We start from the raw sequence: 9,221 nt of genomic DNA on the forward strand, positions 1-9,221 counted from the left end.
TCTGTGAGAAGTGCAAGATCATTCGCCGCAAGGGCCGCGTAATGGTCATCTGCCAGAACCCCAAGCACAAGCAGAAGCAGGGCTAAAGAGAGTATAGGGGGTATCCTATACCCCCTATATACGAAAGAAAGTTCCAGTAGAAACTTTCTTTCGATACCCCCAGACGGCGCCCAAGGCGCCTGAGTCGAGGTGTAAAAAGTCCGGCAGAGCTGGACTTTTTACGGCGATTGCACAGCAATCGCATGATAAATTGCCGCGCTATGGCGCGGGATGATGGTTAAGTGAACACGACAAGCACGCGCGGTGCGCGCGGCGCTGCAGGGGCGGAGGCGGTCCCTATACTGTGTTTGCAAACACGCCTCAGTGTAAACAAATCGGAGGTTTTATTAAGTATGGCACGTATTGCCGGTGTTGACCTTCCCCGCGAGAAGCGCGTGGAGATCGGCCTGACCTACGTCTTCGGCATTGGCCGCAAGACATCCAACGAGATCCTTGCCAAGACCGGTATCAATCCGGATACCCGCGTAAAGGACCTGACTGAAGAAGAAGCCGCCAAGCTGCGTGAAGTCATCGAGCGCGACTACAACGTTGAGGGTGACCTGCGCCGTGAGATCGGCTTGAATATCAAGCGTCTGGTTGAAATTGGCTGCTACCGCGGCCTGCGTCATCGCCGCGGCCTGCCGGTTCGCGGTCAGCGCACCAAGACCAATGCCCGTACCCGCAAGGGTCCCAAGAAGACCATTGCGAACAAGAAGAAGTAAGGAGGGGAACGTATAAATGGCTAAGGTACAGAAAAAGGGCGCGGCGACCCGTACGCGCCGCCGTGAGCGCAAGAATATTGAAAAGGGCGCGGCACACATCCGTTCCTCTTTCAACAACACGATTGTCACCATCACCGACCTGAACGGCAATGCGCTGAGCTGGGCTTCGGCTGGTGAAATGGGCTTCCGTGGTTCCCGTAAGTCCACTCCGTTTGCTGCGCAGACTGCTGCTGAGACTGCTGCTGCCGCTGCAATGGAGCATGGTCTGAAGACCGTTGAAGTTTACGTTAAGGGCCCGGGTTCCGGCCGTGAGGCTGCCATCCGTGCGCTGCAGGCTGCCGGCCTGGAGGTTACCATGATCAAGGACGTAACCCCGATCCCGCACAACGGCTGCCGTCCGCCCAAGCGTCGTAGAGTTTAATAGAGGAGGAACCAAACAATGGCTAAGAATACACAGCCCGTTCTCAAGCGCTGCAAGACGCTTGGTCTTTCCCCCGCGGTACTTGGTTACTCCAAGTCTACCAAGCGCCAGCCCAAGCAGTCCCGCCGCAAGCAGTCCGAATACGGCCTGCAGCTCAATGAGAAGCAGAAGGTAAAATTCATTTACGGTGTTCTGGAGAAGCAGTTCCATGCTTACTACGAGAAGGCCGAGCGCAAACAGGGCATCACTGGTGAGATCCTGCTGCAGGAGCTCGAGCGCCGTCTGGACAACGTTGTGTTCCGCATGGGCTTTGCCAACACTCGCCGCGAGGCGCGTCAGCTGGTTAACCATGCGCACTTCACTGTAAACGGTCAGCGCGTCAACATCCCGTCCTTCCAGGTGAAGCCGGGCGACGTGGTAGCTGTTCGCGAGAAGTCCCGCACGACCACCAAGTTCAAGACCCTGCTTGAGGAGAACGGCAAGAAGCAGGCTCCCAAGTGGATCGACAAGGCAAAGGATTCGTTTGAGGGCAAGATCGTGGCGATGCCCGCGCGCGACGACATTGATTACGATGTAGCCGAGCACCTCATCGTCGAGTTGTACTCGAAATAATAGACCCTCGCTTTTGGAACGGGCGGGGCGTCTGCTCCGTCTGTTCCGTTTCAAGTTTCCAACCAACGTGAAGGAGGGTACCACATGATCGAAATCGAAAAACCGCGTATTGACTGTGAACAGCTCGCTGAGGACGGCTCTTACGGCAAGTTCGTTGTCGAGCCGCTCGAGCGCGGATATGGCACCACGCTGGGCAACTCCCTGCGCCGCATTCTGCTCTCTTCGCTGCCCGGAACGGCCGCGTCGAGCATCAAGATTGCCGGTGTGCAGCATGAATTTTCCACGATTCCGGGCGTTAAGGAAGACGTGACCGAGATTGTGCTGAATGTGAAGGGCATTATTGCCAAGCTGCATTGCGACGGCCCCAAAACGGTTTACATTGAGGCCGCGGGTGAGGGCGAGGTCAAGGCCGGCGATATCTACGCTGACGGCGAGGTCGAGATTCTCAATCCCGACCTGCATATCGCTACGCTGATGAGCGATGCGCGCCTGTCTATGGAGATCACGCTGACTTCGGGCCGCGGCTATGTGCCGGCGGAGAAGAACAAGCAGCACCAGACCTCCATCGGGGTCATTCCGGTGGATTCGATCTACACGCCGGTCTATAAGGTTAACTACACGGTGGAGAATACCCGTGTACGCGACCTGACGGACTTTGATAAGCTTACGCTTGAGATCTGGACGAATGGCACCATCAACGCGCGGGACGCCGTGTCCCTGGGCGCGAAGGTGCTCCGCGACCATCTCGACCTGTTCGTCGACCTGTCTGAAGAGATTGGCTCCAAGTCGACCGTTGTGGAAAAGGCTGAAGCGCAGCACGATAAGGTGCTTGAAATGACCATTGAGGAGCTGGACTTCTCGGTGCGTTCGTTCAACTGCCTCAAGCGCGCCGGCATCAACACGGTGGAAGACCTGATCAATACCTCGGAAGAGGATATGATGAAGGTTCGCAACCTGGGCCGCAAGTCTTTGGAAGAGGTTATCGGTAAGCTGGAGGCCATGGGCCTTTCGCTGGCCAAGTCCGACGAATAATACCAGAAACCGCGGCGGTACGAAATACCGCGCCGCCGCTTCCTATTTAAAATTGGAGGTACACACGAATGGCTAACTATCGCAAGCTTGGCCGTCCGACCGACCACCGTAAGGCGATGATGCGCGCGATGGTGACCTACCTGCTGGAGAACGGCAGAATGGAGACCACGCTCGCCCGCGCCAAGGAAGTCGGCCCGATGACCGAAAAGATGATTACCCTGGGCAAGAAGAATACGCTCGCATCCCGCCGTCAGGCGATGGCTTTCATCACCAAGGAAGCTGTTGTTGCCAAGCTGTTCTCTGAGATTGCGCCCGAGTATGCCAGCCGCAACGGCGGCTACACCCGCGTCATCAAGACCGGCCCGCGTCGCGGCGACGCTGCCGAAATGGCGATCATCGAGCTGGTTAAGTAAGGTAACGGCTCACCTGTTTACAGGCATAGTGATCTAAAAAGGTTATCCAGTAGCGTGCTTACTGGATAACCTTTTTTCTTTTGCGAGGATGCCGTTGACAGACAAAGATGGATAGCACGCGCGGCAGCGCGTATGAATCAGCATTTGCATCGCAAATGCATAAAAAGTCAGGACATGTGCCTGCCTTTTTATACTTTAAGCGAGAAAAAGTTTCTGTATAGGAACTTTTTCTTGCCCGTGTTTGGCGAAGGCAAACACAGATTGTCGGAAAAACGAAGTTTTTCGACAGTCTCAAAAAGGCTATCCAGTAGCGTGCTTACTGGATAACCTTTTTCTTTTGCCCCAGGCGGAAAGTACGAAGCAGAATCGGTGCAGAGCGAAGGTGCCGCGGGGAAAAGAGCGCTGCGGTTTTGTTTGACTTCGCGCGCAGTTCTGCTATACTGAAAGCAGAGAGAGGAGGCGAGCGTATGCTGCCCTGGAACATGGAGCTGGTCTGCGTCGTGCGGCTGCTGGTTGCATCGGCCTGCGGGCTGGTGATCGGCATTGAGCGGCAGTCCCGCATGAAGGGCGCAGGCATGAAAACCCATATGATGGTGGCGCTCGGCTCCGCGCTGATGATGCTGGTCTCCAAGTACGGATTTTTTGATGTGATTCCGGTGGAAGGCGCAAGTGTGGACGTATCGCGCGTGGCGGCGAGTATTGCGGCGGGCATCGGTTTTCTGGGCGCGGGCGTGATTTTCGTGCGGCGCGGCAGCGTGGTCGGACTGACAACGGCGGCCGGCCTGTGGACGACGACGGGCGTCGGCATGGCGGTTGGCAGCGGGCTGTACCTGCTTGGGCTGGTGACGACGGCGCTCATGCTGGTTTCGCAGGTGGTGCTGCGCCGTGTGGAGCAAAAAGGGAGCGTGCGTGTGACCGAACTGTGCGTGCAGATGGCGGAGAGCGGCGCAAACGCAGCGCAGCTGCGCGCATGGCTTGCGGCGGAGCATATTGAGGTGAAAGAAGTGCATACAGAGCGGAAAAAGGAAGATACGCTGGCGCTTGTAATGGTAGTTGTGCTGCCGCACGGATATGACCGGTCTTCGTTTCTGCGCCTGCCGGCCGAAGTGAACGGCGTTTTAACCGTGGCGGCCTGAAAAAACGGAAAATTATTTTGAGAAATCCGGTTTTCAGGGGGAATTTCCCTTGCATTTGCGCCTGAAACGTGTTATACTATGCGTGTTAAGTAAGAAAGTAACCGTAAGGAGTGGCGAAAGCCACTCCTTACGCTTTGCTTGGAGGATTTTTGTAAGGAGGGACGGCTTTGCAGGCAAAGCAGATCGTCGCCCGTGTGGAAGAGCTGGTCAAACCCCTGTGTGAGCAGGCCGGCGTTTCCCTGTGGGACGTGGAATTTGAAAAAGAGGGCGGCCAGTATATGCTGACCGTAACAGTCGATCATCCGGAAGGCGTGTGTATCGACCAGTGCGAGCAGGTATCCCGCGCGCTTGACCCGATGCTGGATGCGAAAGAGTTTGACGATATGCCGTCCTATACGCTGTGTGTTTCTTCGGCGGGCCTGTCGCGCCGCCTGAAGCGGCCGGAGCATTTTGCGGCGTTTATCGGGCACACCGTTGAGGTGGGTTTTTATAAGCCGGTGAATGGTGCAAAGCAGGTGGAAGGAACGCTCGTTGGATATGACAATGGCTGCGTTGCGATTGAAGCGGCCGGCCGGCAGACCGTATACGAGCCAAAGGATATTGCCGCGGTCCGACTCGCGGTGGAACTATAAGGAGTTGAGCTGGAAAAATGGTGAACGCAGAATTCTTTGCAGCGCTGGAAATGCTGGAGGCGGAAAAAGGAATACCGGTGGACTACATGCTGGACCGCGTTGGGCAGGCGCTGATTACCGCGTATAAGCGCGATAACGACGGTATGACGGACAATGTGTTCGTTGAGCCTGACCGTGAAAAAAAGACGATCCGCATGTATGTGCGCAAGACGGTTGTCAAGGCGGAGGACCTCTACGAGCCCTATGAGGAAATCACACTGGAGGAAGCCGAGGAATACAAGAAAAACCCGATGGTGGGCGATATCATTGATATTGAGATCCCGACCAAGTCCTTTGGCCGCATCGCGGCGCAGACGGCCAAGCAGGTTATCATCCAGGGTATCCGCGAGGCAGAGCGCGGCATGGTCATCTCCGAGTTTGAGAGCAAGGAGCATGAGATTCTGACCGGCGTGATCGCCCGCATTGACCCGCGCACGGGCAATGCCTATCTGGATGTGGTATCGGGCGGTGAAAAGAGCGAGGCGGTATTGGCTTCCTCCGAGCAGGTCCGCGGCGAAACGCTGACGGAAGGGCAGCGCATCAAGGTTTACCTGATTGAAGTGCGCCGCGGCACCCGCGGTCCGCAGGTGGTGGTATCCCGCACGCATCCGGGCCTTGTCAAGCGCCTGTTTGAGCTGGAGGTGCCGGAAATCCACTCGGGCGTGGTTGAGGTTAAGTCGATTGCGCGTGAGGCAGGCAACCGCACCAAGATTGCAGTGATGTCCAACGATGAGAATGTCGATCCGATCGGCGCATGCGTGGGTACGCGCGGGGCGCGCGTGGCCAACATCACGGGCGAGCTGGGCGGCGAAAAGATTGATATTATCAAGTGGTCGGATGATACGGCGCAGTTCGTTTCGGCTGCGCTTGCGCCGGCGGATGTAATTTCCACCACCCTGCAGGGGGATAATAAGTCCTGCCGCGTGATTGTGCCGGACGATCAGCTTTCGCTCGCAATCGGCAAGGAGGGCCAGAACGCCCGCCTGGCCGCCAAGCTGACCGGCTGCAAAATTGATATTGCGCCGGCTTCGCAGGGCGAATAAGAACGGCAGGGGGTGCGGCAGAAATGGTACAGAAGAAGATTCCCATGCGGCAATGCCTCGGCTGCCGCGAGAAATTTCCCAAACGGGAACTGATTCGCGTGGTGCGTTCGCCGGAGGGCGAACTCTCGCTTGACTTTAAGGGCAAGGCGCCGGGGCGCGGCGCGTATCTGTGCGCCAATCCGGAGTGCCTGAAAAAAGCGCGCCGGAGCCGTGCGATCAGCCGCGCGCTGGAAGTTGAGGTGCCCGAAACCGTATACGATGCGCTGGAGCAGCAGATGGAGGCACAGAAGAATGGCGAATGATCCTGTGCTGGGCATGCTGGGCCTGGCGCGCCGCGCCGGCAAAATGGCGTTCGGAGACGATCTGGTGCGGGAAATGTGCGCCGCGCGAAAGGCAAGGTGCGTGTTTGTCGCCTCGGACGCGGGCGTGAGCATCGCGAAAAAAGCCGCGCAGTATGCGCAGCGGGCAAACGTGCCGTGTGTGACGCTGCCGCAGGACAAGGATGCGTTGGGCGCGGCAATCGGCAAAAACGGCTGCGCGGTGTGCGCGGTCAGCGATATCGGCATGGCGAACGCCGCCGTACAAAAGCTGGCCGGAATGGACGGCGCCTATGCCGCGCAGGCAGAGCTGCTGGCAGATAAAAATACGCGCATCCAGTCCCGCAGGGGCAAAAAGAAACAGAAAACCGCAGGTCCGGAACGGGCCGCAAGCGGCGCAGATAGATCCAGTCAAAAAAATTGAAATCGGAGGTAAGCGCCAATGGCAATTGAGAATAAATACCGTGTGCATGAAGTTGCAAAGGACTTCAATGTATCGACCAAGATAATCACCGAGATTCTGACGGAGTACTGCTCCGCCCCCAAGAATCATATGCAGGTGCTGGACGACCAGGAGCTGAGCGTCATTTTTGAATACCTGACGCAGCACAATCAGACGCAGAATATTGAGGAGACGCTGTCTGCGCAGGCCGCCTCGAATGATAAGCCGGAGCAGCCCAAGGCAGACAAACCGGCGCGGGCGGAACAGCAGGACAGACCGGCGGAGAATAAGCCTGCTGAAAGCAAGCCGGCAGAGAAAAAGCCGGAGCAGCCTGCGCCGACCAAGGTAAAGCAGGTACACCGTATTGACACCCGCGGCGCGGGCGACGTAAACCTTGCCAAGTATGACGACCATGTGGACTCCCTTGTGACCGATAAGGCCGCCCGCATGCAGTCGAACAGCCAGAAGAAGCAGAAGCTGACCAAGAAATCCGACCAGCGCTCCAAGCCCTTCGGCAACAAGCGCCGCCAGGAGGAGCAGGAAAAGATGCGCCGCCTGCAGCGCCAGCAGCAGATGGCTGCGCTCAAGAAGATTCCGGTCAAGGTGATGATTCCGGATGAAATTTCGGTCGGCGAGCTGGCCAGCCGCATGAAGCGCACCGCGGCGGACGTTATCAAGGGCCTGATCAAGCTGGGCGTCATGGCGTCCATCTCGGAGGTTATTGACTATGATACCGCGGCCATTGTGGCAGAGGAAATGGGCTGCAAGGTTGAAAAGGAAGTTCATGTTACGATTGAGGAGCAGCTGTTCGACGAGCATGAGGATAAGGCGGAAGAGCTGCAGCCGCGCGATCCGGTCGTTGTGGTTATGGGCCACGTTGACCACGGCAAGACTTCGCTGCTTGATGCGATCCGCAAGACCAAGGTGACCGAGGGCGAGGCCGGCGGCATCACCCAGCATATCGGCGCATACCGCGTTGCGGTGGGCGGCAAGCCGATTACCTTCCTTGATACGCCGGGCCACGCGGCGTTCACTTCGATGCGTGCGCGCGGCGCGCAGGTGACGGATATCGCCATTCTGGTCGTTGCAGCGGATGACGGCGTCATGCCGCAGACCGTTGAGGCGATCAACCACGCAAAGGCGGCCGGTGTGCCGATCATTGTGGCGGTCAACAAGATGGATAAGCCGGCGGCCAATCCGGACCGCGTATTGCAGCAGCTGACCGAGTATGAACTGGTGCCCGAAGAATGGGGCGGCGATACCATCGTCTGCAACATTTCGGCCAAGTTCGGCAAGGGCATTGAAGAGCTGCTGGAAATGGTGCTGCTGACCGCCGAGGTTGCCGACCTCAAGGCCAACCCCAACCGCAAGGCGCACGGCACGGTCATTGAGGCGAAGCTGGATAAGGGCCGCGGCCCTGTTGCCACGCTGCTGGTGCAGAACGGTACGCTGCATGCGGGCGATACGGTCATCGCCGGTACGGCGGTCGGCCGTGTGCGCGCCATGACCGATGACGACGGAAAGAAAATTCAGGACGCCGGTCCGTCTGTGCCGGTGGAGATCATCGGCCTGGCCGAGGTGCCGGGCGCGGGCGACATCTTTGACGCGGTAGACGACGAGAAGATGGCGCGCGAGCTGGTTGAGCAGCGCAAGGACAAGGAAAAGGAAGAACGCAACAAGCAGTTCCACAAGGTAACGCTCGATAACCTGTTCGATTCCATCCAGCAGGGCGAGATGAAGGAACTGAACATCATTGTCAAGGCTGATGTACAGGGTTCGGTCGAAGCGGTTCGCGCATCGCTTGAAAAGCTCTCGAACGATGAGGTCCGCGTCAAGGTCATCCACGGCGCGGTTGGTGCGATCAACGAGTCGGACGTAATGCTGGCCGCGGCTTCGGGCGCGATCATCGTTGGCTTTAACGTTCGTCCGGACCGCACAGCAACCGATTCTGCCGCGCAGCAGGGCGTGGATATGCGTATGTACCGCGTTATCTATGATGCGATTGAAGAGATGGAGCAGGCCATGAAGGGCATGCTTGAGCCCAAGTTCAAGGAAGTTGTGCTCGGCCATGCGGAGGTGCGCCAGGTATTCAAGATCACGGGCGCGGGTGCTGTCGCCGGCTGCTATGTGCAGGACGGCAAGATCCAGCGCAACGCCGAGGTGCGCGTGGTGCGCGACGGCATTGTATTCCACGAAGGCCATCTGAACACCCTCAAGCGCTTCAAGGATGACGTAAAGGAAGTTGCTTCCGGGTATGAATGCGGCATGAGCATCGAAAACTATAACGACATCAAGGAACTGGATATCATTGAGTGCTTCGTGATGGAAGAAGTGAAGCAGTAACACTGCTCTAAGGGGGATTTCGTCCCCCTT

General features: G+C 57.6%; 12 protein-coding genes. All 12 read left to right on the plus strand.

Features of this window, described 5'->3' with window-relative positions:
* On the plus strand, positions 1 to 86 hold an 86-nt coding region (gene rpmJ / locus ACOYIE_RS06540; RefSeq protein WP_433411596.1), incomplete at its 5' end, for a 50S ribosomal protein L36.
* A gap of 306 nt (positions 87 to 392) precedes the next feature.
* Complete coding sequence (rpsM, locus tag ACOYIE_RS06545) at positions 393 to 761, plus strand: 30S ribosomal protein S13 (RefSeq protein ID WP_031472203.1); 369 nt, start codon at positions 393 to 395, stop codon at positions 759 to 761.
* A gap of 16 nt (positions 762 to 777) precedes the next feature.
* Positions 778 to 1,182 carry a 30S ribosomal protein S11 gene (gene rpsK, locus ACOYIE_RS06550; RefSeq protein ID WP_433411576.1) on the plus strand — a complete coding sequence of 135 codons (405 nt, stop codon included), beginning with the start codon at positions 778 to 780 and terminating at the stop codon, positions 1,180 to 1,182.
* Between the two features lie 18 nt (positions 1,183 to 1,200).
* Positions 1,201 to 1,794, plus strand: a complete 594-nt coding sequence (gene rpsD / locus ACOYIE_RS06555; protein ID WP_433411578.1) for a 30S ribosomal protein S4 — start codon at positions 1,201 to 1,203, stop codon at positions 1,792 to 1,794.
* A gap of 84 nt (positions 1,795 to 1,878) precedes the next feature.
* Positions 1,879 to 2,826, plus strand: coding sequence for a DNA-directed RNA polymerase subunit alpha (locus ACOYIE_RS06560; protein ID WP_433411581.1), 948 nt, complete (start codon positions 1,879 to 1,881; stop codon positions 2,824 to 2,826).
* Between the two features lie 68 nt (positions 2,827 to 2,894).
* Positions 2,895 to 3,239, plus strand: coding sequence for a 50S ribosomal protein L17 (gene rplQ / locus ACOYIE_RS06565; RefSeq protein WP_433411583.1), 345 nt, complete (start codon positions 2,895 to 2,897; stop codon positions 3,237 to 3,239).
* 467 nt (positions 3,240 to 3,706) lie between these two features.
* Positions 3,707 to 4,375, plus strand: a complete 669-nt coding sequence (locus ACOYIE_RS06570) for an MgtC/SapB family protein (RefSeq protein ID WP_433411585.1) — start codon at positions 3,707 to 3,709, stop codon at positions 4,373 to 4,375.
* Positions 4,376 to 4,542: 167 nt separating this feature from the next.
* Positions 4,543 to 5,007 (plus strand): ribosome maturation factor RimP, encoded by a 465-nt coding sequence (gene rimP, locus ACOYIE_RS06575; RefSeq protein ID WP_433411587.1) that lies wholly within the window; start codon positions 4,543 to 4,545, stop codon positions 5,005 to 5,007.
* A gap of 17 nt (positions 5,008 to 5,024) precedes the next feature.
* A complete protein-coding gene (gene nusA / locus ACOYIE_RS06580; RefSeq protein WP_433411589.1) occupies positions 5,025 to 6,089 on the plus strand; it encodes a transcription termination factor NusA in 1,065 nt (354 codons plus the stop codon).
* 23 nt (positions 6,090 to 6,112) lie between these two features.
* Positions 6,113 to 6,391, plus strand: a complete 279-nt coding sequence (gene rnpM, locus ACOYIE_RS06585) for an RNase P modulator RnpM (protein ID WP_433411590.1) — start codon at positions 6,113 to 6,115, stop codon at positions 6,389 to 6,391.
* Positions 6,381 to 6,830, plus strand: coding sequence for a L7Ae/L30e/S12e/Gadd45 family ribosomal protein (locus tag ACOYIE_RS06590; RefSeq protein WP_433411592.1), 450 nt, complete (start codon positions 6,381 to 6,383; stop codon positions 6,828 to 6,830). Before rnpM ends, ACOYIE_RS06590 begins: the two co-directional genes overlap by 11 nt.
* An 18-nt stretch (positions 6,831 to 6,848) precedes the next feature.
* Entirely contained in the window at positions 6,849 to 9,191 is a 2,343-nt protein-coding gene (gene infB / locus ACOYIE_RS06595; RefSeq protein WP_433411594.1) for a translation initiation factor IF-2, read from the plus strand.
* Positions 9,192 to 9,221 lie beyond the last annotated feature (30 nt).

Origin of the sequence: Agathobaculum sp. (assembly GCF_050946325.1) — a bacterium.
Classification (GTDB): domain Bacteria; phylum Bacillota; class Clostridia; order Oscillospirales; family Butyricicoccaceae; genus Agathobaculum.

Coding starts and splice junctions, on each gene's coding strand:
- rpsM (WP_031472203.1), top strand. CDS start 393: ATGGCACGTATTGCCGGTGTTGACCTTCCCCGCGAGAAGCGCGTGGAG.
- rpsK (WP_433411576.1), top strand. CDS start 778: ATGGCTAAGGTACAGAAAAAGGGCGCGGCGACCCGTACGCGCCGCCGT.
- rpsD (WP_433411578.1), top strand. CDS start 1,201: ATGGCTAAGAATACACAGCCCGTTCTCAAGCGCTGCAAGACGCTTGGT.
- ACOYIE_RS06560 (WP_433411581.1), top strand. CDS start 1,879: ATGATCGAAATCGAAAAACCGCGTATTGACTGTGAACAGCTCGCTGAG.
- rplQ (WP_433411583.1), top strand. CDS start 2,895: ATGGCTAACTATCGCAAGCTTGGCCGTCCGACCGACCACCGTAAGGCG.
- ACOYIE_RS06570 (WP_433411585.1), top strand. CDS start 3,707: ATGCTGCCCTGGAACATGGAGCTGGTCTGCGTCGTGCGGCTGCTGGTT.
- nusA (WP_433411589.1), top strand. CDS start 5,025: ATGGTGAACGCAGAATTCTTTGCAGCGCTGGAAATGCTGGAGGCGGAA.
- rnpM (WP_433411590.1), top strand. CDS start 6,113: ATGGTACAGAAGAAGATTCCCATGCGGCAATGCCTCGGCTGCCGCGAG.
- ACOYIE_RS06590 (WP_433411592.1), top strand. CDS start 6,381: ATGGCGAATGATCCTGTGCTGGGCATGCTGGGCCTGGCGCGCCGCGCC.
- infB (WP_433411594.1), top strand. CDS start 6,849: ATGGCAATTGAGAATAAATACCGTGTGCATGAAGTTGCAAAGGACTTC.